19 protein-coding genes are annotated in these 22597 nt (G+C 63.8%); 13 read left to right on the forward strand and 6 right to left on the reverse strand.

The window, feature by feature from the left end; translation table 11 throughout:
* Positions 1 to 101: 101 nt before the first annotated feature.
* The 3 genes from kdpB to FBR05_00765 all read right to left on the reverse strand — a co-directional run bounded on the left by kdpB (position 102) and on the right by FBR05_00765 (position 4838).
* Positions 102 to 2165, reverse strand: a complete 2064-nt coding sequence (kdpB, locus tag FBR05_00755; GenBank protein MDL1870715.1) for a potassium-transporting ATPase subunit KdpB — start codon at positions 2163 to 2165, stop codon at positions 102 to 104.
* Between the two features lie 20 nt (positions 2166 to 2185).
* Positions 2186 to 2269: a K(+)-transporting ATPase subunit F gene (gene kdpF, locus FBR05_00760; protein MDL1870716.1), complete on the reverse strand. Its 84-nt coding sequence runs from the start codon at positions 2267 to 2269 to the stop codon at positions 2186 to 2188.
* A 175-nt stretch (positions 2270 to 2444) separates the two neighbouring features.
* Entirely contained in the window at positions 2445 to 4838 is a 2394-nt protein-coding gene (locus FBR05_00765; GenBank protein ID MDL1870717.1) for a PAS domain-containing protein, read from the reverse strand.
* A 155-nt stretch (positions 4839 to 4993) separates the two neighbouring features.
* Between FBR05_00765 and hemN the strand changes: the two genes are divergently transcribed.
* Genes hemN through FBR05_00785 form a run of 4 tightly spaced genes read left to right on the forward strand, consistent with a single transcriptional unit; the run spans position 4994 to position 8561 of the window.
* Positions 4994 to 6388 carry an oxygen-independent coproporphyrinogen III oxidase gene (hemN, locus tag FBR05_00770; protein MDL1870718.1) on the forward strand — a complete coding sequence of 465 codons (1395 nt, stop codon included), beginning with the start codon at positions 4994 to 4996 and terminating at the stop codon, positions 6386 to 6388.
* Positions 6389 to 6412: 24 nt separating this feature from the next.
* On the forward strand, positions 6413 to 6844 hold the full coding sequence (locus tag FBR05_00775; GenBank protein ID MDL1870719.1) for a CopD family protein: 432 nt from the start codon (positions 6413 to 6415) through the stop codon (positions 6842 to 6844).
* 40 nt (positions 6845 to 6884) lie between these two features.
* Positions 6885 to 7916, forward strand: a complete 1032-nt coding sequence (locus FBR05_00780) for a ferrochelatase (GenBank protein MDL1870720.1) — start codon at positions 6885 to 6887, stop codon at positions 7914 to 7916.
* Positions 7917 to 8561 (forward strand): hypothetical protein, encoded by a 645-nt coding sequence (locus FBR05_00785; protein ID MDL1870721.1) that lies wholly within the window; start codon positions 7917 to 7919, stop codon positions 8559 to 8561.
* A 57-nt stretch (positions 8562 to 8618) separates the two neighbouring features.
* Here FBR05_00785 and FBR05_00790 read toward each other — a convergent pair whose 3' ends face one another.
* The 3 genes from FBR05_00790 to aroF form a co-directional block, all read right to left on the reverse strand.
* Complete coding sequence (locus FBR05_00790; GenBank protein MDL1870722.1) at positions 8619 to 9755, reverse strand: alpha/beta hydrolase; 1137 nt, start codon at positions 9753 to 9755, stop codon at positions 8619 to 8621.
* A gap of 287 nt (positions 9756 to 10042) precedes the next feature.
* Positions 10043 to 11893 carry a uroporphyrinogen decarboxylase gene (gene hemE / locus FBR05_00795; GenBank protein ID MDL1870723.1) on the reverse strand — a complete coding sequence of 617 codons (1851 nt, stop codon included), beginning with the start codon at positions 11891 to 11893 and terminating at the stop codon, positions 10043 to 10045.
* 105 nt (positions 11894 to 11998) lie between these two features.
* On the reverse strand, positions 11999 to 13018 hold the full coding sequence (gene aroF, locus FBR05_00800) for a 3-deoxy-7-phosphoheptulonate synthase (protein MDL1870724.1): 1020 nt from the start codon (positions 13016 to 13018) through the stop codon (positions 11999 to 12001).
* 43 nt (positions 13019 to 13061) lie between these two features.
* Between aroF and FBR05_00805 the strand changes: the two genes are divergently transcribed.
* The 9 genes from FBR05_00805 (at position 13062) to FBR05_00845 (ending at position 21877) form a co-directional block, all read left to right on the forward strand.
* Positions 13062 to 13343, forward strand: coding sequence for a DUF507 family protein (locus FBR05_00805; protein ID MDL1870725.1), 282 nt, complete (start codon positions 13062 to 13064; stop codon positions 13341 to 13343).
* Positions 13344 to 13688: 345 nt separating this feature from the next.
* Positions 13689 to 13961, forward strand: a complete 273-nt coding sequence (locus FBR05_00810; GenBank protein MDL1870726.1) for a DUF507 family protein — start codon at positions 13689 to 13691, stop codon at positions 13959 to 13961.
* A 163-nt stretch (positions 13962 to 14124) separates the two neighbouring features.
* Positions 14125 to 14424, forward strand: a complete 300-nt coding sequence (locus FBR05_00815; GenBank protein ID MDL1870727.1) for a co-chaperone GroES — start codon at positions 14125 to 14127, stop codon at positions 14422 to 14424.
* Positions 14425 to 14480: 56 nt separating this feature from the next.
* Positions 14481 to 16115, forward strand: coding sequence for a chaperonin GroEL (groL, locus tag FBR05_00820; protein ID MDL1870728.1), 1635 nt, complete (start codon positions 14481 to 14483; stop codon positions 16113 to 16115).
* A gap of 161 nt (positions 16116 to 16276) precedes the next feature.
* Positions 16277 to 16780 (forward strand): hypothetical protein, encoded by a 504-nt coding sequence (locus FBR05_00825; GenBank protein MDL1870729.1) that lies wholly within the window; start codon positions 16277 to 16279, stop codon positions 16778 to 16780.
* Positions 16781 to 17017: 237 nt separating this feature from the next.
* Positions 17018 to 18721 carry a hypothetical protein gene (locus FBR05_00830; GenBank protein ID MDL1870730.1) on the forward strand — a complete coding sequence of 568 codons (1704 nt, stop codon included), beginning with the start codon at positions 17018 to 17020 and terminating at the stop codon, positions 18719 to 18721.
* A 69-nt stretch (positions 18722 to 18790) separates the two neighbouring features.
* On the forward strand, positions 18791 to 19423 hold the full coding sequence (locus tag FBR05_00835; GenBank protein ID MDL1870731.1) for a hypothetical protein: 633 nt from the start codon (positions 18791 to 18793) through the stop codon (positions 19421 to 19423).
* Positions 19407 to 20198, forward strand: coding sequence for a vancomycin resistance protein (locus FBR05_00840; protein ID MDL1870732.1), 792 nt, complete (start codon positions 19407 to 19409; stop codon positions 20196 to 20198). Before FBR05_00835 ends, FBR05_00840 begins: the two co-directional genes overlap by 17 nt.
* On the forward strand, positions 20195 to 21877 hold the full coding sequence (locus FBR05_00845; GenBank protein MDL1870733.1) for a hypothetical protein: 1683 nt from the start codon (positions 20195 to 20197) through the stop codon (positions 21875 to 21877). Before FBR05_00840 ends, FBR05_00845 begins: the two co-directional genes overlap by 4 nt.
* Positions 21878 to 22597 lie beyond the last annotated feature (720 nt).

Here is a 22597-nt window from a genome sequence, read left to right on the forward strand (position 1 = left end):
CGATTTTTGCCAACGATCGACTTCGAAGGTCAGCAAAAACATCCATCCGAAGACCGAGAGTCCCAGCAAAATATAGATCCACACAAACGACTCCTTTCCGCTTAGACCAAGCGCAGGGCGACCAAGATCACGTCGATAAGCTTGATGCCGAGAAAGGGCGCCAGGATCCCGCCCAGCCCGTAAACCAACAGGTTGCGCCGGAGGACCGCAGCGGCCCCGGTCGCCCGATATTCGACGCCTTTCAAGGCCAGGGGAATCAGCGCCACGATGATAAGCGCGTTGAAGATGACGGCGCTCAGGATCGCGGATTTATCCGAATGCAACCCCATGATGTTCAAGGCGGCCAAGGGTCCCGCTCCCTCGCCCGGCTTGGCGTAAAGCATGAGAAACATCGCCGGCAAAATGGCGAAGTACTTGGCGACGTCGTTCGACAGGCTGAAGGTCGTCAGCGATCCGCGGGTCATGATGAGCTGCTTGCCGATCTCGACGATCTCCATGAGCTTGGTGGGATTGCTGTCCAGATCCACCATGTTGCCGGCCTCGCGGGCGGCCTGGGTTCCGGTATTCATCGCCACGCCGACGTCCGCTTGAGCCAAGGCCGGCGCGTCATTGGTGCCGTCGCCGGTCATGGCGACGAGATGCCCTTTGGCTTGTTCCTCGCGGATCCGCCTGAGCTTGTCCTCGGGAGTGGCCTGGGCCATGAAATCGTCCACGCCGGCCTCGGCGGCGATAGCCGCGGCGGTCAGAGGGTTGTCGCCGGTGATCATCACCGTGCGAATGCCCATCTTTCGAAGTTTGGCGAAACGCTCCTTGATCCCGCCCTTCACCACGTCCTTGAGCTGGACCACCCCCAGCACTTCGCGGTTCTCGGCGACCACGAGGGGTGTCCCGCCGCCGCGGGAGATCTCCTCGACAATCCTCTCCACCTCTCTGGGGAAATTTCCCCCCAGCGATTCAACGTGCCGCTTGACCGCGTCCGCGGCGCCCTTGCGAATGATCCGCTCCGCCTGACCCGCCAAGGCGGGGAAATCCACGCCGCTCATGCGGGTTTGAGCCGTGAAGGGCACGAATTTGGCATGAGGCTCCGCCACCTCGCGGCCGCGCAGGTTGAATTGCTGTTTGGCGAGCACCGCGATGCTGCGGCCTTCGGGGGTCTCGTCGGCCAGCGAGGCGAGCTGCGCCATATCCGCGAGACGCTCCGGCCTCACGCCGGGCGCGGGCAGGAAGGCCGTGGCCATGCGGTTGCCCAAGGTGATGGTGCCCGTCTTGTCCAAGAGGAGGACGTCGACGTCGCCGGCGGCCTCCACCGCCTTGCCGCTGGTGGCCATGACATTGTGCCGAATGAGCCGGTCGATGCCGCTGATGCCGATGGCGCTGAGCAGGCCGCCGATGGTGGTCGGTATCAGGCACACCAGGAGCGCGACCAATACGGGAATCGAAAAATTCAGTTCGAAAAACAAGCCGAAAGGCTTGAGCGTGACGCAGACCAGTAAAAAGATCAAGGTCAGCGCGGCGAGCAGAATGGTCAGGGCGATCTCGTTGGGCGTCTTTTGCCGCTTCGCGCCTTCGACCATGGAAATCATCCGGTCGAGGAAACCCCTGCCCCGCTCCATCGTGACTCGCACCACAATGCGGTCGCTGATGACCTTGGTGCCGCCGGTGACCGCGCTCCTATCTCCCCCGCTCTCGCGGATGACCGGCGCGGACTCGCCGGTGATGGCGCTTTCGTCGACCGTGGCGATGCCCTCGATCACCTCGCCGTCGGCGGGGATGACGTCGCCCGCCTCGCAGACCACCACATCGCCTTTTTGGAGGGAAGGAGCGGGGATTCTCTCTTCCTTTCCGTCGCGCAGGACGCGGGCCATGGTTTCTTTCCGCGCCTTGCGCAGGGCGTCCGCCTGAGCCCTGCCCCGCCCCTCCGCCACCGCCTCGGCGAAGTTGGCGAAGAGCACCGTAAACCAGAGCCAAAGGGCCAATTGCCCGACGAAGACGCGGTCTTGCGAGGCGGTGAAGATGCCGACCGTGGTCAGGATCGCGCCGATCATGGTAACGAACATGACGGGGTTTTTCACCATCACGGCCGGGTTCAATTTCTTAAAGGCGTTGCCGATCGCGGGCACCATGAGGTGCCGGCTGAATAAGGATGAGGGGTTGTGCGTGCTCATAGCGTCTCCGAAAATCGGTATCAGAACTTATCCGGCCGCATCACGGCGACGAACAAGTAAACAAAGACAAAAAGGGAAATAACCCCGGCGACGATGTTTTCCATGGCTTGGGCTCCGGTAAAATTAGGCCTTAAGGTAAGCGAAGCCGCGTAAAAACGGAGTAAAGAGGGCCGTTCCGGGTATAAAATTTTCGTAAAAATCGGGGCGAAACCGCGCTAATTCAAGGAAGGGAAAAGAATCCGCTGAGGCAAATCCCTCGGCGAAAACCGAATCGAGGCGTCAATGCCCGGCCACCGAGCTTGAGGGAAGAAACAGCCGAAAGGTCGTGCCCTCGCCGACGCGGCTCTCTACCTCGACGCGGCCGCCGTGCAGATTCTCGACCGCGGTCCGGACATTGGGCAGGCCCAGGCCGGTGCCGCCGGAGTGCTGCTTGGTGGTGAAACCGAATTCGAAGATGTGCGGGAGATGCTCGGGCGGAATGCCGATACCGGTGTCCGAGACCTCGATCACCACGAAGGCGTCGTGAGGATAGGTGCGCACCCGCAGGGTCCCACCCCCGGGCATGGCGTGACAGGCGTTGACCAAGAGATTCAAGACGGCATTGATCAGCAGGGCCTCCTCGCCGCGCACGGTCAGGGCTTCGGAACCAAAATCCGTCTCCAGGCGTATCCCCTGCTTCTGCCGGGCGCCCTCGTTGAGGCGCAGGGCCTCGTTGAGCATCGGCTCCATCGAGAGGACCGTCACCTGCCGCGGGCTCCCCGCGGCGATGCGCCGCCAGCTTCGATAAAAGTCCATCACCTTTCCGACCGAGCTGCCCAGGTCCCGCACGCGGTCCGCGAAGGCTCCCCAGCGCGAGGATTCCCCCGCGGCGCCCGGCGCCCCGACCAAACGCTCCAAGAGGCCTTCCCGGAAGGAAAGATCCGAAAGCAGATTCCCGCCGTCGTGCAGGAAGCGCTCGGCCAGCTGCGACTTCGCCTCGAGCCTCACGTTCTGCTCTTGCAGGGCGGAGGCGCGTTCCTTAAGCACTTGCAGCTCGGTCACGTCGCTCAGAAAATGCGCGATAAAGCCCTCTTCCCCGCCGAGGTTTCTTCGCTCCATCCGCCAGTAAGTCACATCGTTTTCCCCACGCGACCAGACAAAGAGCCCGGGCTCGCTGGGGTGCGGCTCGAAGACCTCCATGATGCGGATATTGGCGAAATCGAGGAGCGTGGGCTGGAAGATCCGGCGGGCCGGGCCGTTCGCGTAGCGGATCTCGCCCTGCGGATCGACGACCAAGACCGGATGCGGCGAGGCCTCGAGGACTTCGCGGAAGCGCACCGGGCTGGGCGCGGTCACGGACTCCAAGCGGGGACCGGCCGGGCGCGGGACCCCGCCCTCGTCCTTGGGCCGCTCGTTCATCGCCCAAAAATCCTCGAAGGCCCGCCTCGGCTCGCGGGGCCTGCGGCCCGCGACGGCCCAAGCAAAGTCGCTCCGAGGCTGCCAAGCGCCGAGATCCCCGCCACCCCCGGACCGCGGCGCGGAGACGGAGGCCAAGGCGCGGGATTGAGCCTCGAGCCCTCGGGTCCAGGCCCCGAAGCCCCTCGGCTGGACGGACTCGAAGATCCGGCCGCCGATGTTGAAGTGCAACAGGGTGGCAAGAGAGTCGAACAGGACGGTTGCGCCGTCGCCGGCGGGCCTCAGGCCCAGGGCGCTCTCCGCACGGTGGGCGAGCAGCAGGGCCCCGAACATCGCCGTCTGGGGAATCGCCAGCCGCGAAATTGAGGTGAATCCCGAGAGTCGCGCCACGCGCGAGGCGCCGGGGGCGACGCCGTGCAGACCGCGGAAGGCCGATTCCGAGGCCGCGCCCGCGCCGCGCATCAGGCCGAGGGTGATGCCGTTGACCAGCAATTCGCGGCGGATCGACTCCGCGTCCCAGGCCTGTCGCTCGCCGAGCGCCTCGCGCAGCGAGCGGTGGCTGAGGGTTAGGGCGAAGGTCTCGCCGCCCAGCCCGGCCAGGGAGGCCAAGGCGCGCGCCCGCCAGGCGCGGGTCGCGAGGCCCGCCGGCGCCGCGGTCAGCCGGGCCAGGGTCAGCAGTCGAAGGCTTTGGAAGGCGCCCGCGCCGGCGGCGAAGCTGGCCAGGGTCGCGGGGTGCGAGACCTCGCGGGCGAAGTGACGCAGCAGGAATTCCACGCGGGGGGCGATGGGGCCGCGCCCTTGCACGACATCACATTCGCGGTTCAAGTCCGCCCAGGCGGCGGGAGAAATCGCGCCACGCCATTCGGGGTGGTCCTGCAGGCTGCGGCGCAGGCTCAAGGGGAGGGCCGCGGCCAGGGCCGCATCGCCGGCACCGTGCAGACGCCGCGCCAGATTCATTAGGCCTTGAAGGAATAATTCCGGGTCCGACTCCGTGGCTAGCGCGCTGAGTTCGACCAAGGCGGCCGGCCCGATGCGCTTGGCCAATTCAGAGCGGCGATAGAGGGGCAGGGCCTCGAGGCTTCGCGCCAGAGACTGCGGACCGGCATCCAGATTTCGGGAGATCGGCCTCGCTTCGTGCCAATCGGCGAGTCCCTCGAGGAGGGCCGCCACGAAGGCGGCGTGGCGCTCGGCGGGGGAAAGTCGCGGCGCGTCAAAATCAGGTTGAAGCCGAGGGGGCGCGTCTACCCTGAATCCCGCGGGTTGGAACCGTCCCAGCATGAGGCTACCTGCCCTGTCCTGACCCGTGCCCACCAAAAATCATGAATTTCCGTCGAGATCCGGATTATCACCCGATTTTCGGATAAGTTGTCTATAGTTTTTTCCCCGCCGGCGCGGCGGCATTTCCGGGTTGAAGTCCTGGTAATCGCGGGGCTATGAAGGAAGAGATGCTGAACGAACGCCTTGCAGCGCTGCTCAACAAGTACAACGTACCCGGGCCCCGTTACACAAGCTACCCGACGGTCCCGGCCTGGACGGAGTCCGTCGGCCCGGCCGATTATCTCCGGAGCCTCGAGGGCCTGCGTCCCGGCGACCCCCTGTCGCTCTACTTCCACCTCCCCTTCTGCGAACGGCTCTGTCATTTCTGCGGCTGCATGCGCGTGATCACCACCGACCACAGCCGCTCGGCGCCCTACGTCGAGGTCCTGTTGCGGGAGCTCGACCGGGTGGTCGCGGCGCTGCCCGAGGGCGTCCGCGAGGTCAGCCAGGTGCATTTCGGCGGCGGCACGCCCAATTTCCTGCAACCTGAGGAGATGCGCGCCATCGTCGCGCGGATCCGCAACCGCTTCCGCCTGATGCCCGACGCCGAGCTGGCCATCGAGATGCATCCCCGCACCAGCACGCCGGCCTTCTGCAAGGTCTTGGCCGAACTGGGCTTCAACCGGATCTCGCTGGGCGTGCAGGACTTCGACCCCAAGGTTCAAGCCCTCATCAACCGGCACCAGACTTATGAAAGGACCGCGGAGATGGTCGCGCTGCTGCGCAGCCTAGGCTTTCGCTCCTTCAACTTCGACCTGATCTACGGCCTGCCCGGCCAGAGCTTCGAAGGGTGGGAGAAGACCTTGGCGCAAGTTCTGGAGCTTAGGCCCGACCGTCTCGCCGTCTACAGCTACGCCCACGTCCCCTGGAAGAGCGCCGTGCAGCGCTCCTTCAAGGACTCCGACCTGCCGCCCCCGGGCATGAAGATTGAGCTCTTCCAGCGGGCCTACGAGACCTTTACCGCCAAGGGCTACCGCTCGATCGGGATGGACCACTTCGCCCGGGCCGACGACGAGCTCGCGCGGGCCGCGGAGAGCGGCGGCCTGCACCGCAACTTCATGGGCTACTCGACCAAGGCCGACGCCCACCAGCTGGGCTTCGGGGTCAGCGCCATCTCCTACGTCGGCGGGAATTACTTCCAAAACTTGAAGGAATTGGCCGACTACGAGGCGGCGATCCGCGGCGGCGGTCTGGCCGCCTTCCGGGGCTTCCTGCTGGCGCGCGACGACGCGATCCGCCGCGACCTGATCACCCGCATCATGTGCAACGGCCTGGTGGATTGGGCCGACTTCGAGGCGCAATGGGGGTTGAAGCACGGCGAGTATTTCGAGGCGGAACTGCCCGAGCTTCAGACCTTCGTCGCCGACGGCCTCCTCGAAAACGACGCAAGGGCCCTGCGCGTGCGGGGCGAAGGCTTCCTCTTCCTGCGCAATATCGCCATGGTCTTCGACCGCTACCTCGAGGACATCCGCAGCCAATCCGCCACCCCAACTTTCTCCAAGACGGTTTGAGGGAAATTTGCTAGGCAGGCGCCCATGCTTTACCTCTGGCTGAAGGCCTTCCACATCATCTTCATGGTCGCCTGGTTCGCGGGGCTCTTCTATATATTCCGCCTCTTCGTCTACCACGTGAAGTATCAAGACCAGGCGAACATGCGCCAGGCCTACGCCCTGATGGAGCGTAAGCTGCTCTATGTCATCATGCACCCGGCGATGCTGCTGACCTTGCTGCTCGGCATTCTGTTGATCGCCCTCAACCCCGCCGTGCTGCGGGCGCCCTGGTTCCACGCGAAGCTCCTGGGCGTGGCGGGCTTGATCGGCTACCAGATCTTCGCGGGGATCACGGCGAAGCGCTTCGCGCGGGGGGATTTCTTTTTATCGGAGCGGGCCTGCCGGTTTATCAACGAGGTGCCGACCTTGCTGTTGTTCGCGATCGTCATCCTAGTGGTGATCAAGCCTTGGGCGTAGGGGAGTAGGGGCGAACACAAGGTTCGCCCCTACAATACAAATGCAAGACTCGAAAAATAAAATCGGCGTCCTCTTGATCAACCTCGGCACCCCGAAGGCTCCGACGACCGCTGACGTCCGCCGCTACCTGCGGCAATTCCTCTCCGACCCCCGCGTCATCGACATCAACCCGGTGGGCCGCTGGCTCTTGGTGAACCTCATCATCGCGCCCTTCCGCTCGCCCAAGTCCGCCGCCGCCTACCGCAAGATCTGGACGGAGCGGGGCTCCCCGCTGCTCTTCCACACCCAAGACCTGGGCCGCGCCGTGGCCGAGCGCCTGGGCGAGGACTACGCGGTCGAGATCGGCATGCGCTACGGCGAGCCCTCCATCGAGTCCGCCCTGCGGCGCCTCTTCGACCGGGGCGTCCGCGAGGTCCGCATCCTGCCGCTCTACCCGCAGTACTCCTCCTCGGCGACGGGCTCGACGCAGGAAGAGGTCTTCCGCGTGGCGAAGCGGATGTGGAACATCACCCCGCTGCAGTTCCTCCTGCCCTTCTTCGACCATCCCGGCTTCATCCGGGCCTTCGCGGAGGTCGGGCGCGGCCGGCTGCGCGACTTCCGGGCCGACCATGTCTTGTTCAGCTTCCACGGACTGCCCGAACGGCAGATCCTTAAAGGAGACATCGGTGGAAATCACTGCCTGCAGAAGCCCGACTGCTGCGACAAGATCATCCCCGCCAACGGGCTTTGCTACCGCGCCCACAGCTACGCGACGGCGCGGGCCCTGGCCGCCGCGCTGGAGTTGCCGGCGGAGCAATACACGATCTGCTTCCAATCGCGGCTCGGCCGCACGCCGTGGATCAAGCCCTACACCGACCTGGTGATCCCCGAGCTGGCCAAGGCCGGAAAGAAGCGCCTCGCCGTCTTCTGCCCCGCCTTCGTCGCCGACTGCCTGGAGACGCTGGAAGAGATCGGCATGCGGGCCCGCGAGCAGTTTCGCTCCTTGGGCGGCGAAGACTTGCTCCTGATTCCCTCGCTGAACACCGAGCCGGCCTGGGTCGAGACGGTCTGCGCGATGGTGAAGGGAGATTGAATGACGGAACGCGATTCCCTGGTGCTGAACATCGAACTCACGCTCATCAGCATCATCCAGGGCGTCGCGCTCTACTTCCTGGTCGAGTCCTCGCGGATCCCGATCGTCGATCGGCACTACGCGGCCTGGCCCTACATCGCTAGTGGGCTGGTGATCATCCTCTTGTTCTGGTCGCGCTCGATTATCCACGGACTCACCGTCATCCGTTGGCCCCTCGAGTTCGGCCACAATTTCCTCTACGTCGCCCTCACCCTGGTCGAGTGCGTCGCCTTCACGCAGGTCGGCAATCCGCGGAATTGGTTCGCGCTGAACGCCGTTTACGCCGCCTTGATCTGGCTGCTCTTCATTTGGGACCTGCGTCTGATCCGCAAGCGCGCCGGGGAGGACCGCAGTCCGGCGAGGCAGCAGCTCTATGCGGTCGTGCAGAAGGACCAGCTGCGGAACATCCGGTTCCTGATGCCCGCGGCCCTTGGCTTCACGCTTGGCGCGACGTTGCTCATCCATTATTTTCCGGGATTCTTCTTGGAGCGCGGAGGGCATTGGTTTCCGGCCCTATTCCAACTGTCGGCCGCCCTCGCCTATCTGGCCCACAGCCTCCGCTTCTATGAACGGCTCAAGCCCCTGCAAGACAAAGTCATCGCCTAAGAAAAAAATGCCGGGGCGTCTCCGCCCCGGCCGGAACTTTCCGCGACTCGCGCTGCGTCAATGCGTGGCCAAGAAACTCAATAACGGCTCCCAAAAGGCGCTGTCGGGGCCGTCGCTGATCGGCGCGTCGAACCGCATCAGGTGCGAGGCTCCGGGCAAGGTCACGCTCTCCGCCTGGCCTCCGCCGCTAGCGCCGTAGGCGGCCACCAACTCGGCCGTGCCGGCCTCGCTGCCGATCGGATCGGGGGAACCCTGAATGAAGAGGGCGTCCGCCCGCGCGGGAGCGGCATCCTGGATCGGAGCCTCCAGGACAAACTCGCCAGCGACCGGATCGAAGCCGAAGGGCACCGCGGCCACTTCGTTGAAGGGCCCGGACGGCACGGTTTGCGGCGGCGGCCCCAGTGTCGCGGCGACGGCCGCGGCCAGGACATCGGGATAGGCCGCCCCGAAAAAGAGATTAAGCAACGCGGGATCCCCCGGTAGATAAGGAGTTGCCGCAACGAAGGCGCGGAACGCCGGATCGAACAGTTGGCCTGAAACGGGACCGAAGCGAAGGTAGAACGCCGCGGAGACGACCACCGAGCGGACGTCGGAGCGGCGGGCCAGCAGCAGGGCGCCGTTGGTACCCACGCCGGTCTCCCCGTAGACGTCCCAGCGCGGAATTCCCAAGATGGTCGCCACCGGCCTCGCCACTGCGGCGACGGCGAGAGCGCTTTCCTCGCTGTCCAGCTCCTGTCCGACCTCGGGGCGGAAGGACCCGCCCGTCCCCAAGAGATCCACCGACAAGGCGCAGTAGCCCGATTTAGCGAGGACGCGCACGGTATGGAAGCCCTCGCGGCCGGGAACCGCGACTTCATAGTAGCCGCCGCCGTTCGCCAAAGTTCCGGGAATCAAGGCCACCAGACGGCGGTCTCGCTTCAGCAGGCACTCGCGGCTCAGGTAGAGGCGCGCGGCGACGTTGCCCGCCGCCGTGGGGACGTTTAAGGCGACTCTCACCATGCCGTCGGCGATCGCGACGCCGTCGGTCAGGCCGAGGCTTTTGGCCTCGCCCTCCGGGCTCCCCAAGGCAAGCGCTTCGCCTTGCCGGACCAAGTCCTCGAGCGAGCCCTCAGAAAAGTCCCCCACGGCGTCCAAGGCATTGCCTCCGCAAGCCGTCAATGCGACGAGGAAACAGGCGATAAGAATTTTTTTCATAAAACCCTCCGTAAAAATAAAAAAAGAGTTGTGCAATCCGCGACACGACCCTGCCTACCGCAGACGGCGGCGCCGAGCCCGGGGGTTGCTTAAAGGAAATGGATGGAATGAATACGACAAAAAACGACCGCGCGACCGCGCGGAGAATCAAGAACTGTCCGGTCCCACGACACGCCCCTTTCACCGCCCCAAACTTCGGCGGATGAAGCCCCTTGATCGATGTTGATGTAGAGGGGATTATCCGTAGCTCCCGTGACGATGACAAGACAAAATCGAAAAATGAAATTCTATTTCATTTTCCATCCGTGCACGAAATCGACCAAGGCCATGACGTGGTCGACGGGAGTCTCGGGGAGGATGCCGTGGCCCAGGTTGAAGATGAAGCCGGGCTTCGAACCCACCGCCTCGAGGATCTTGCGCGCCTCGGCGCGGATGACATCGGGTTCCGAAAAGAGGAGAACCGGATCGAAATTTCCCTGCACCGCGACGTCACCGAGCTGCCGCCAGGCCTGGGCGATGTCCACCCGCCAATCGAGGCCGATCACGTCGCCGCCCGCCCCTTTGATTTGATCGAGAAGGGAGGTCGTGTCGGTGCCGAAATGGATGGAGGGGATATCTTTGGGCAGCTCGGAGAAGAGCCGCTGCATGTGGGGAAAAACGTATTCGCGGTAATCCGCCGGCGAGAGACAGCCCACCCAGGAATCGAAAATCTGTAAGATCTGGCAGCCCGCCGCGACCTGGGCCTTCAGGTAGGACAGCGAGGCGGTCGTGATCTTCTCCATCAGCTCGTGCCAGGCGCCGGGCTCTTGGTGCATCAGCGTCTTGGTCGGGATGTAGTTGCGCGAACCCTTGCCCTCGATCATGTAGGCGGCAACGGTGAAGGGCGCGCCGGCGAATCCGATGAGGGGGATGTCGGGCCGCATCGCGGCGCGGACTTGGCGGATCGCCTCGAGGACGAAGCCCAGGCCCGATTCGGGATCGACGGGCTTGAGTTTACGTATGTCATCGACGCTTCGCACGGGGCGCCCGATCACGGGACCCAGGCTCTCTTTGAATTCCAGCGGCACGCCCATCGGCTCGACGATCAGGAGGATGTCGGCGAAGATGATCGCCGCGTCGACGTTGAGACGCTCGACGGCGTCCAGCGTCACCTGCGCGGCGAGCTCGGGGGTCTTGCACAATGTCAGAAAGTCCACACCGCCGCGCACCAGCTGGTATTCCGCCATGTAACGGCCGGCCTGGCGCATCAGCCAAACGGGGATGCGGTCGACGGGCTGCTTGCGGCAGGCCCGTAGCATACGGGATTCCGGTAGGGGCGAACCTTGTGTTCGCCCGTCCCCTACGGTCCTCACCCAAGCCTCATCCGCCCGCTCATTCTTCCTCGCGACGATCTCCCCGGCGACGGCCGCCATCTGGGCCACCAGCTCCGGCATCTTGTTCGGCGTGGCCTCGTAGTCCGCGAAGAGCTGCCGCTCGCGCAGGGCCTCGCTGGTGGTGGGCCCGATCGAGCCGATCGCGACGCGGTGCAGGGCGCGGCGCAGGGCCGACTCGCGCGGGCCGGCGACTTGCAAGAGGTGGTGCACCTGCGTGGCGGTGGTGAAAAGCAAGACCTGCACCTCGCCGCGCAGGATCGCCTCGATGCCGCGCTCCAGCGGCCCCAGGTCCTCGGGCAGGGCCCACTGGTAGATCTTCACCGGGCGCACCGTCGCGCCGCCCGCGCGCAGGCCCTCGAGGAAGTCGGCGTTGGAGGCGCCGTACTCCAGGACCGCGATCTTCTTCCCGGCGAGCAGCGCCTCCTCGCGCAGGATGGCGAGGATCTCCTGCCAGGTGTTCGGCTCCGGCACCGTCACGGCGACGGGGATATTCTGCATCTTGCAGACCGCGAGCGGCTTCGGCCCGCGAACGACGACCTTGGTTTTTTCGAAGGCGGCGAGGACGCGCTCCTTCGGGTACTTGGTCTCGAGGGCGGCGAGCAGGGTGCGCAGGCCGACGCCGGTCATCAGGACGAAGAGGTCGTAGGCGCCGGCCTCGAGCTCTGCAAAAAACCGGAAGGCGTCGGAATTGTCCTCCAGCGGGACCTCGCGCATCGAGGGGGCGCTCAGGGCCTTGCCGCCGGCCTTCTCGACCAGCTTCGCCATGGGCAGGGCCATGCGGCTCTCGAGGGATAGGACCGTGAGGCCAGAGAAATTTTTCGCGGTTTTTGAATCCATAGTAAAATGTAGGGGCGAAGCCAAAGTTCGCCCCTACAGGGAACGCCCCATCAATGCAATCAGCGGCTTCAGCTTCTCCATCATCTCGGCAAACATCTCGAGGGTGAGCGACTGCGCCCCGTCGCTCAGCGCCTGCTCGGGCGTCGGGTGCACCTCGACCATCAGGCCGTCGGCGCCCACCGCCGCGGCCGCCATCGCCAGCGGCGGGACGTAATGGCGCACCCCCGTCCCGTGCGAGGGGTCGATGATGACGGGCAGGTGGGTCTGTTCGCGCAGCACCGGCACGGCGCTTAGGTCGAGCGTGTTGCGGGTCGCCGTCTCGAAGGTGCGGATCCCGCGCTCGCAGAGGATGACCTCGCGGTTGCCCTCGGCGAGGATGTACTCCGCGCTCATCAGCCACTCCTTGATCGTCGTCGACATCCCGCGCTTGAGCAACACCGGCTTTTTCACCTGGCCCAATTCCTTCAGCAGGGCGAAGTTTTGCACGTTCCGCGCCCCGACCTGCAGGATGTCGGCCGAGCGCTCCACGGTCTCGACGTCGCGCTGGCTCAAAACCTCGGTGACCAGCGGCAGGCCGGTCTCGCGCTTCGCGATTTCCAAAAGGCGCAGCCCCTCCTCCGCCAGACCTTGAAAATCATAGGGCGAGGTGCGCGGCTTGTAGGCCCCGCCGCGCAGCACCTGGGCCCCGGCCTTTTTCACCGCCTTGGCGGTCTTGACGATCTGCGCCTCGCTCTCGACGCTGCAGGGGCCGGCCATCACGATGAAGGACTCGGGGCCGACCGCGACGCCGGGGGCGACCTTCACGACGGTGGGTTTGGGCCGCAGTTCGCGGCTGGCCAGCTTGTAGGGCTTGGAGATGGGAATCACCGCCTCGACGCCGACCAAGGTCGTCAAGACCATCAAATCTTGTTTCTTTTTCTCGTGCCCGACGGCCCCGACCACGTCCCGGTCCTGGCCGTGGATGACGTGGGCCTTGAAGCCCATCTTCTCGATGTGCCGAACCACCTCTTTTAGCTGGTCCTTGGTGGCGTCGGTCCGCATCACGATGATCATGGTTGTCACTCCCTGGCTTCTGGTTTAAAGCTATCTTCTATTCATGCGGCTGAAAAAAGAACAAATCCAAAAAATCGCCGAACGGGTCCTCGACCAACTGGAGAAGTCCAAGCAGATCGTCGCCAAAGCCGACCGCCCCACCCTGCTACAGAAAATCGAGCAGGTGATCACGGCCAATTTCCAGGCCGAGGACCGCCTGGACGAGGAGGCCAAGGGCCTGCTGGATAAATTCCGCCGCCAAGTCCCGGCCGGCTCGATCAACGAGCATGAGATGTTTCAAAAGATTAAGAAGCAATTGGCCAAGGACAAGAAGTTCGTGATTTGAAAACTAAGAATCATTACCGAGCACCCCTAACGAGAAGGGCTAACGATTAATGATTTCCACGGAGCAACCCTAACGAGAGTGGGGGCTTATCTGTAGCAATCTTTAATTAGGTAATGTTTACTACGGAACAGCCCCGCTTTCAGAGGGGTTTTCTCCCTTGGAGCAGCCTTTGAAAAATCCGTCCTTAAAGCCTTCTAATCTTCCTTCGGATTTTTCAACCGCAGGGGTCTCCCCGGCTTAAGGGGAGACCCCGGTGCTCCAAGGGAGAAAACCCCTCTGAAAGCGGGGCGGTCGCAAAGACACCGAACCAAGGCAAAACACCAAAGGCATCCCCAAGAGGCCCCCATGAAACTGAGCGAAGAAAGAGTCTCCCACCTAGCCCACCTGGTCTGGGACGCCCTCTACGACGAGGACCTGGTCGACTATCCCAACGACGAGGAGGCCCTCAAGGCCATCAAGCGGGCGATGCTCGACTACCTGAAGACCGACGACCAGATCGACGACCTGGCCCGCCAAAAGATCCTCTCCCAAAAGCGCGGCATCCAGGAGGGCAGCCGCGAATGGGACATCCTGTACCGAAAATATTATGAGGAAGAGGCCGCCAAGAAGCGCTTTTAAGAAATTTCCCCTCCTTTTTTACCTCCCCTCCCTTGACACCTTATCCACAAGTCCTATATGTCTCCCCGTCCTTAGCACTCGTCCGTTTGGAGTGCTAAGCCGACTTCATTTAAATATAAATTTTAAATAATTTCAATTAGATACACATCAGGAGGATGTACATATGGCCAAGAAGCTCAACATTCGTCCCCTCCGGGACCGAATCATCGTGAAACGGCTCGAGGAGATCGAGAAGACCAAGGGCGGCATCATCATTCCCGACACCGCCAAGGAAAAGCCCCAAGAGGCCGAGGTGGTCGCGGTCGGCAGCGGCCGGGTCGACGACAGCGGCAAGACCGTGCCCGTCGAGGTGAAGGTCGGCGACAAGGTGTTGTTCAGCAAGTATTCCGGAACCGAGATCAAGATCGACGATGAAGACTACCTGATCCTCCAAGAGAGCGACATCCAGGCGGTCGTCCTCTAAAAATTAATTGCAGGGACGAACCTTGTGTTCGCCCCACCTATAAAGGAGATTCCACAATGGCTAAAATTATCGCTTTTGACGAAGCCGCACGAAACAAGATCCTCGCCGGGGTCAACACCCTGGCCGACGCGGTAAAAGTGACCCTCGGCCCCAAGGGCCGCAACGTCGTCCTCGAGAAGTCCTTCGGCAGCCCCACCATCACCAAGGACGGCGTCTCCGTCGCCAAGGAGATCGAGCTGGAAGACAAGTTCGAGAACATGGGCGCGCAGATGGTCAAGGAAGTCGCCAGCAAGACCAGCGACGTCGCCGGCGACGGCACGACCACCGCGACCGTCCTCGCCCAATCCATCTTCCGCGAAGGCGCCAAGATGGTCGCCGCGGGCCTCGACCCGATGGCGCTGAAGCGCGGCATCGAGAAGGCCGTGGCCGTCTGCGTCGACGAGCTGAAGAAGCTCAGCAAGTCCACCAAAGACCGAAAAGAGATCGCCCAAGTCGGCACCATCTCGGCCAACAACGACGAGACCATCGGTGGCATCATCGCCGAGGCGATGGACAAGGTCGGTAAGGAAGGCGTCATCACGGTCGAAGAGGCCAAGGGCATGGAGACCACCCTGGACGTGGTCGAGGGCATGCAGTTCGACCGCGGCTACCTCTCGCCCTACTTCGTCACCGATCCCGAGCGCATGGAGGCGGTGCTGGAAAACCCCTACATCCTCATCCATGAAAAGAAGATCAGCTCGATGAAAGAGCTGCTCCCCGTCCTCGAGCAGATCGCCAAGCTGGGCCGTCCGCTGGTGATCATCGCCGAAGAGGTCGAGGGCGAGGCCCTGGCCACGCTGGTCGTCAACAAGCTGCGCGGCACCCTGCAGGTCGCGGCCGTCAAGGCCCCGGGCTTCGGCGACCGACGCAAGGCCATGCTGGAAGACATCGCCATCCTGACGGGCGGCAAGTGCCTGGCTGAAGAGCTGGGACTGAAGCTCGAGCAGGTGCAGCTCAGCGACTTGGGCAAGGCCAAGCGCATCGTCATCGACAAGGACAACACCACCATCGTCGACGGCGCCGGCAAGAAGGCCGACATCGAAGGCCGCGTGAAGCAGATCCGCGCCCAGGTCGAAGAAACCACCTCCGATTACGACAAAGAGAAGCTCCAAGAGCGCCTCGCCAAGCTGGTCGGCGGCGTCGCCGTCATCAACGTCGGCGCGGCCACCGAGGTCGAGATGAAGGAAAAGAAGGCCCGCGTCGAGGACGCCCTGCACGCGACCCGCGCGGCCGTCGAAGAGGGCATCGTGCCCGGCGGCGGCGTGGCCCTGATCCGCTGCATCCCGGCCCTCGAGAAGATCAAGGCCTCGGATGAGGAGCAATCGGGCGTCAACATCGTCCGTCGCGCCCTCGAAGAGCCTTGCCGCCAGATCGCCGAGAATGCGGGCGTCGAAGGCGCGGTCGTGATCGACAAGATCAAGGCCGGCAAGAACGCCTTCGGCTTCAACGCGGCCAGCGAGGAGTTCGAAGACCTCCTCCAGGCCGGCATCATCGACCCGACCAAGGTGACGCGTTCCGCGCTGCAGAACGCCGCCTCGATCGCGGCCCTCATGATCACCACCGAGGCCCTGATCGCCGACAAGCCGGAAGAGAAGAAAGAGATCCCCGGCGGCCACGGCGGCGGCATGGGCGGCATGGGCGGGATGATGTAAGCTAGGTCCCATTCCTATTTTGCGAGGCCTCGTGGGAAAAGCCCACGGGGCCTTCGTTTTTTCCAGCCGACCAATGCCATCGGCTTTTCTTTGCCAAAAAACGTACTCTGTTTTATCTCACCTGTGGGCTCATCCAGGAATCTATAAAAGGAGATTGTTTCATGTCCTTTCAATCGCGCATCCGAAACACCTACTTCGTTCTGGCCTTGGGTCTCACGGTGGCGACCGCGGCGTCCGCTCAGGCCGGCACCGCGAAGGGAACCCTCACCTACACCAAAGGAAGCGCCACCTTGACCAATGCCTACCTGGTAAAGGGCCCCGATTCTTTTGACGCCACTAAGATGATCCGCAAACTTATTTTTTCTCCGACCGACATCGGCGCGAAGATTCTGGCCTGCACGACCCTCAGCTGCGTGGAGGGGGGATTGGATGCCGGCCTGACCGTGGAACTCGACGCCGGGCCACGGCTCAACTACTGGATGGTGCTCAACAACCAGTTAGTCCAATATTCCGGTACTCAAGAGCCCACCGCCCTTCAAAAAACCGCCGACGACGCTAAGCACCTCGCCGGGAAGCTGGCCTTCGACGCCAGCGCGGCGGGCGGCCCCAAGGTCGACGTCGTATTCGACGCGCCGCTGGTGAAGGAATTCACCAAGGCGCGCTAAGCGTGGACACCCTCGGGGCCTTTTATTTTGACTGCGCTAAGTCCTTTTTTCTTTTGACCTTTTTCCCCGAAGTGCTAGAGTCGCCCTCGGACTAGGGATGAAGTTAAGGCATTGATTCGCCTGGCTTTTTCCTAACACACTCCAATTTTTTTTTCGCCGGTTCCCCGCTATGAATTCGCCGAAGAGCCTTCGGTTTAGCGGCACAATCGCCTGTTGTTGTTGAAGGGAGGAGAAATCATGAAACGCGCCCGCACCCGTCTATTGGCCCTTCTCGGAGCCTGCGTCATCGCCGCCGCTTTCGCCGGCCGGGCCCAGGCCCTCAGCTTCTCGGCCCACGGTTATTACCGCCTCTTCGTCGACTGGTCCCTGGATCTCGACACCCAGACGCCCTCCAACATCGCGCAGGGCAAGCAGCTCGGCAACGACCGCTTCGGCAACATCCTCTTCGGGCAACAGCGCTTCCGCATCGAGCCCGTCCTCAAGATCAACGACAACATCTCGATACACTCGCAGATCGACATGCTCGACGACGTCATCTTCGGCACCAACGACGTCACGGAGCTGACCGTCTTCAACCCCGTCACCGGCACCATCACGCTGCCGGGCGGCGCGGGCGCTTTCGGCGTCACCGGTCCCGACGCCGGCGACATTGTCACCGGCGGGGGCGGCAGCCTCAACGTGCGCCGGCTCTATGTCGACATCCTCACGCCCATCGGCAAATTCCGCGTCGGCCGCCAGCCCAGCAATTGGGGCTTAGGCATCTTCCAAAACGACGGCAACGGGATGTACGCCAAGTTCGGCGACACCTTCGATCGCTTCCTCTACCTGGGCAAGTACGACTTCGCCGATTCCAGCAGCCTGGCCTTCGCCTTCCTGGCCGACTTCGTCTTCAACGACCAGCAAGACCCGACGATCGGCCTGCTGGAAGACCAAATCGGCACGGTCAGCAACGGCACCTACCAGCTGACCGCGGCCCTGGTCTACAAGCGCCAGGATTGGGAGATCGGCACCTACTCGGGCGTGCGGCTGCGCGACGGCACCGGCAAGCGCGAAGGCATCGCCTTCGACGCCAACGGCAACGCCGTGCCGGGCGCCATCGACGGCAACACCCGCGCCTTCTTCTTCGACCTCTACGGCAAGTACGAGAAGGGCCCCTACCGCGTCGCGGCCGAGTACGTCTTTCTGGGCGGCGAGATCGGCACCGACGTCTGCATCAACGCCATCTCGGTCCCGGCGGGCTTCACCAACCCGCTGCCCAACCCGGTCTGCCTCGACGGCAGCAACGACCTGCGCGTCCATTTGGGCGCCCTCGAGGCCGGCGGCAAGTACGATTTCGGCGGCGAGTGGAAGTTTATCGCGGGCCTCGCGACGGGCGACTCCTCGCCCCTCTCCAGCCGCATCACCCAGTTCGGCTTTAGGCCCGACTACGAGGTCGCGCTGATGCTCTTCAACATGCCGCTCGGCACCTCGCCCGCGATCCAGGTCAACGGCGAGACCAAGCTCGGTAACAAGCCGATCACCTCCAACCGCGTCAACAACGCGATCTACGTCGGCGGCACCTACCTGCACACCTTCGACATCTCCAACGCCATCCCGCAGGCCCAGTACTTCAAGGCGGGTATCCACTTGCTGACCGCCTGGGCGCCCTCGCGAGTCTTCGACATCGACTTCGCCGAGATCACCGGCATCGCCGGCCTGCCCCGCGTCGTCAACAACAGCCGCTGGTACGGGCTCGAGACCGACATCATCCTCGAGGCGAAGTTCTTCGACCACCTGATCTGGAACATCACCGGCGGCATCTTCCTCCCCGGCGGCGTCTTCGACATCAAGAACGACGACTTCGCCAACGGGGTCCTCGACGGCAACCCGATCAACGCCATCCAGTTCGACGGGGCCTCGCCGGCCTACGCGGTGCGCTCGACCTTGTTCATCGAGTTTTAATTTCAAGATGATTTTTCCTCGTAGGGGCTCAAGGTGTTGAGCCCCTACTTTTTTATAAAGGCGGCGGGCATGGGAAAAAGGTTTTGGATTTACTTTCTGCTCGCCACCTGCTGCCTAGCTGCGTCTCCCGGCGCGGCGAAACCCAAGCCTTCCCTGGTCCCGCTGGAGGGACCCGCCTTCCAACTCGACCTTCGCTACGCCACCGAGGTCAATTTCCTCAAAAAGAACGTCTACCGCGACTTCGGCCTCGACCGCTGCTGGGTGCATCCCGACCTGGCGGCCAAGCTGAACCGACTCGCCCCCCTCCTGGAGGCGAAGGGGCTGAAGCTGGTGCTGTGGGACTGCTGGCGCCCCCTCGCCGTGCAGCGCGCGATGTGGGCCCTCGTGCCCGACCCGCGCTACGTCGCCGATCCCAAGACCGGCTCCAACCACAACCGCGGCGTCGCCGTGGACGTGAGCCTGGCCAAGGCCGACGGGACGCCCGTCGAAATGCCGACAGCCTTCGACGACTTCACGCCCGTGGCGGCCGCGAAGGCCCACTGCAAGCCGGAGCGGCTTTCCGCCTGCTCCAACCGCGACCTGCTCTTCGAGCTGATGGCGCAGGTCGGCCTCAGGCCGCTGGCCAGCGAGTGGTGGCACTTTCAACTCCCCAACGCCAACCGTTACCCGATCGTTGAGGCCCACGATGCGAAGCAACCTTGAAGCCGCCCGCAACTGGTTCGCCTTCGCCTGGCGGCGCCGGCTTCGGGCCTGCCGAAACGCGCTGCGCAGCGGGAGCTTCGCCGTCGAACGCGCCGATCGCGACCTTCCCGTCGCGATCCTGGAGCACCGCCTCCCCCTCCGCCGGCGTCTCGCCGGCGTGGACCCGGTTCTTTTCGAGAACAAGCGCCGCAACCTCGAGTTGGCCATCGCCCGCCTCGACGGCGTCCTGCTTAAGCCCGGCAAAATCTTTTCCCTGTGGCGGCTGGTGGGCCCGCCCAGCGCGGCCCGCGGCTACGTGGAGGGCCTTGTCCTGCAACGCGGCCGTCCGGCGCGCGGCATTGGAGGCGGCCTCTGCCAGCTGGCCAACGCCCTTTTCTGGCTGGCCCTGCACTCCGAGCTCAAGATCGTCGAGCGCCACCATCACAGCCTCGACCTCTTCCCCGACGATGGTCGTCGGGTGCCCTTCGGCACGGGCGCGAGCATCGTCTACAACTTCAAGGACCTGCGCTTCGCCAACGAAGGCGCGCGATGCTACCAATTCCGCCTGAGCCTGACCCAAGACGAGCTGGTCGCCCGCCTGCTCGCCGACGCCGAGCCCGCGAGCCGATTCCGGGTATGCGAGGCGGAGCACGGCTTCGTCCAGACGCCCGAAGGCCTGTACCGCCGCAACCTCATCCTGCGCGAGGTCGCGGACGCCGCGGGCCGGCCCCTGCGCACCGAAACCTTGTTCCGAAATTTTTCGAAGTGCCAATACTCGCTCCAGGAGGCCTCATGAAACTCGCGTCCATCCTCGCCTTAGGCGTCGCCTTGTTACCCCTCGACGCCTCCGCCCAGCCCGCTTCGCGACTGCTCGCCGCCGCCGTCACCAGCAGCGCGCCGGGATCCGCGCCGGCCACCTGCCTGCTCGATCCGAAATGCGAGGGCAGTTGGGTCTCCGGGGCCGCGGACGCCGGCGCCGACGAGGGCATTTACCTGCAATTCGAGCAGCCGATCCGGGCGGGATATCTGATGATCCTGAGCGCCGGCAAGAACCCCAAGGCCAACTCCGAGCTGCGCGTCTACATCAACGGGAACACCAGCGCGGCGCAGGCCCGCGGCCAAGTGGCGAGCGACGCCGACGGAAACCAGCTGCTGCAATTGAGCGGAGGGTCGGAGATCGAAATCAAGTCGCTCTTCCTCAAGGTCGAGGCGCCCTTCGAGGCGGACCGCAAGGCCCTCCCGATTCGCAAGCTCCTGCTTTACCCGGCGGTGTCGGACCCCCAAGCGATCCTGAAGGGAGAGGCCGCGCCGATACGCCCCGAGCTTCCCGCCTTGATTCCCGCCGAGGTCTCGGCGACCTCGATCCTCGAGCCCGTCTCGGCTTATCACCCCGCCCACCTCTTCGACTCGGCCTACGACATCGCCTGGTCCACGGACGGAAAGAAAAACGACGGCAAGGAGGAGTCCTTCACGCTGAATTTCAAGAATCCGCAAACGATCGCCGGGATGATGGTCTGGAACGGCTATCAGCGCTCCGCCGAACACTTCAAGGCGAACGGCCGCGTCCTCGAGGCCGAGCTGCAGGCGGACGGCATGGTCCCTTTCCGCATCCAACTCGCCGACCGGATGGGCGCCCAGGAGATCGCCTTTCCGAAAAACCTGCCCGCCGTCAGCAAGCTGCGGCTGACGATCAAGGCCATCGCCCCCGGCAAGGCCTACAAGGACGTCCTGATTTCCGAGCTGCGCCTGATCAGCGACCAAGGCAGGCTCATGCTGCCGCAGGTGGAGCTGCCGCGGACCCAGGCGCCCGCGACCTTCCAGGCCATGGTCAACCGGTCCTACGCCTCCATCCTCCACCAGCCCATTGCGGGTAAGCTGCCGGAGGACTACGATCTCGAGTTCTCCCTCGGCGCCCGCTGCGACAACGCCCGGATCCGCCTGCGCGACAACGGGACCTTCGTCGTCTACAAGGACTTCAACTACGGAAAAGCGGACAGCGCCACGAAGCCGACCAGCATCAACGCGGGGATCCTGGAGGGCAACTGGGAGCCGAAGGGGGACAAGCTCAGGATCTTCGGAAAAAAATACGTCAGCGCCTTGCAAAAATCGGAGTACTTGCAAGAGGCAAGCTCGGGCGAACCGCGGGTGCAGATCTTCCAAAGCGAGGTGGAGGCCAAGCCCTATCGTTCGCTGACTCCCGAGGAGAAGCAGAAGCTCTTCGCCTTCCTCTGGGCGAAGAAACAGGGGCCCGCCAACCGCAATCAAAACCTCCTCTGGGTCCTGGGCGCGACGAAATGGAACGGCACCGACGCCTACAAGAAGTCCCAGGTCGAGGGCGCCGGCTTCGAGGCCTTGGTTAAAAATCTCGATCCGATCCTGCAAGAACTCAATCCCGTTTATCTCAGCTCCTCCGTCCTGACCGATCTCTTTCTGCCCACCGACGAGACGCAGGCCTGCTGGTCGAGCCGTTCGTAACGCGAATGAAGTCGCAGCGGATCCTCATCGTCGCGATCTTGTGCCTCTCCGCGGCGGGGGCCTCGCTGGCCTTGGCCCGGCGCCTTGCCCAAGAAAACCTGCTGCGCGGCGCGGACGCCTATTACTACGCCCTGCAGTCCGAGTATTTCGCGAAGACCGGCGCGGTCAAGATTCCCGACTCCTCGCCGATTCACCGCCTGACGGGCTCGTTAAGAAAAACGGGCCTAAGCTCGGAGGGCGCCTTGCGGCTTTGGCAGACCGCCTCCCTCTTCCTCTTTTGCTTAGGCATGCTCGCCCTGGCGCGGTGGTGGAATCCCAACCTCGCCTTTCCGGCCGCCCTACTGCTGCTGTACCTTGGCCTCTCGCCCTCGCTCTTGTTCGTCGCGACCGAGTTCCCGAAATTCTTCGCCGCGCTCCTGCTGCTGCCCTTTTGGCCCTGGCCGCTGAACGCGGAGCGAAGGCATTCGGGATGGGCCTGGTCCGCCCTGCCCCTGGCCTGTCTCCTCCACCGCGGCGCGGTCCCCTTGGCGGGGCTCTTCGGCCTCGCGGCGCTCGCCGTCCAAACCCAAAGGCGCCTCCGCCTGGGCCGAGCTTTCTGGTTGGGACTCGCCGCGATCTCGCTGTTGGGCCTGGCGGCGCTCTTCCTCTTGCCCGATCGCTTTCGTCTCTTGGACCTGGAGCGCCTCGCCTGGGAGGCCCCGCGCGCGGGCTATTTCAGCC

The sequence above is a fragment of the Deltaproteobacteria bacterium PRO3 genome (assembly GCA_030263375.1).
GTDB lineage: Bacteria > UBA10199 > UBA10199 > DSSB01 > DSSB01 > DSSB01.

Coding starts and splice junctions, on each gene's coding strand:
- FBR05_00835 (MDL1870731.1), top strand. CDS start 18,791: ATGGGAAAAAGGTTTTGGATTTACTTTCTGCTCGCCACCTGCTGCCTA.
- FBR05_00765 (MDL1870717.1), bottom strand. CDS start 4,838: ATGCTGGGACGGTTCCAACCCGCGGGATTCAGGGTAGACGCGCCCCCT.
- FBR05_00825 (MDL1870729.1), top strand. CDS start 16,277: ATGTCCTTTCAATCGCGCATCCGAAACACCTACTTCGTTCTGGCCTTG.
- aroF (MDL1870724.1), bottom strand. CDS start 13,018: ATGATCATCGTGATGCGGACCGACGCCACCAAGGACCAGCTAAAAGAG.
- FBR05_00785 (MDL1870721.1), top strand. CDS start 7,917: ATGACGGAACGCGATTCCCTGGTGCTGAACATCGAACTCACGCTCATC.
- FBR05_00815 (MDL1870727.1), top strand. CDS start 14,125: ATGGCCAAGAAGCTCAACATTCGTCCCCTCCGGGACCGAATCATCGTG.
- FBR05_00780 (MDL1870720.1), top strand. CDS start 6,885: ATGCAAGACTCGAAAAATAAAATCGGCGTCCTCTTGATCAACCTCGGC.
- FBR05_00830 (MDL1870730.1), top strand. CDS start 17,018: ATGAAACGCGCCCGCACCCGTCTATTGGCCCTTCTCGGAGCCTGCGTC.
- FBR05_00810 (MDL1870726.1), top strand. CDS start 13,689: ATGAAACTGAGCGAAGAAAGAGTCTCCCACCTAGCCCACCTGGTCTGG.
- kdpF (MDL1870716.1), bottom strand. CDS start 2,269: ATGGAAAACATCGTCGCCGGGGTTATTTCCCTTTTTGTCTTTGTTTAC.
- FBR05_00840 (MDL1870732.1), top strand. CDS start 19,407: ATGCGAAGCAACCTTGAAGCCGCCCGCAACTGGTTCGCCTTCGCCTGG.
- kdpB (MDL1870715.1), bottom strand. CDS start 2,165: ATGAGCACGCACAACCCCTCATCCTTATTCAGCCGGCACCTCATGGTG.
- FBR05_00845 (MDL1870733.1), top strand. CDS start 20,195: ATGAAACTCGCGTCCATCCTCGCCTTAGGCGTCGCCTTGTTACCCCTC.
- groL (MDL1870728.1), top strand. CDS start 14,481: ATGGCTAAAATTATCGCTTTTGACGAAGCCGCACGAAACAAGATCCTC.
- hemE (MDL1870723.1), bottom strand. CDS start 11,893: ATGGCGAAGCTGGTCGAGAAGGCCGGCGGCAAGGCCCTGAGCGCCCCC.
- FBR05_00775 (MDL1870719.1), top strand. CDS start 6,413: ATGCTTTACCTCTGGCTGAAGGCCTTCCACATCATCTTCATGGTCGCC.
- FBR05_00790 (MDL1870722.1), bottom strand. CDS start 9,755: ATGAAAAAAATTCTTATCGCCTGTTTCCTCGTCGCATTGACGGCTTGC.
- hemN (MDL1870718.1), top strand. CDS start 4,994: ATGAAGGAAGAGATGCTGAACGAACGCCTTGCAGCGCTGCTCAACAAG.
- FBR05_00805 (MDL1870725.1), top strand. CDS start 13,062: ATGCGGCTGAAAAAAGAACAAATCCAAAAAATCGCCGAACGGGTCCTC.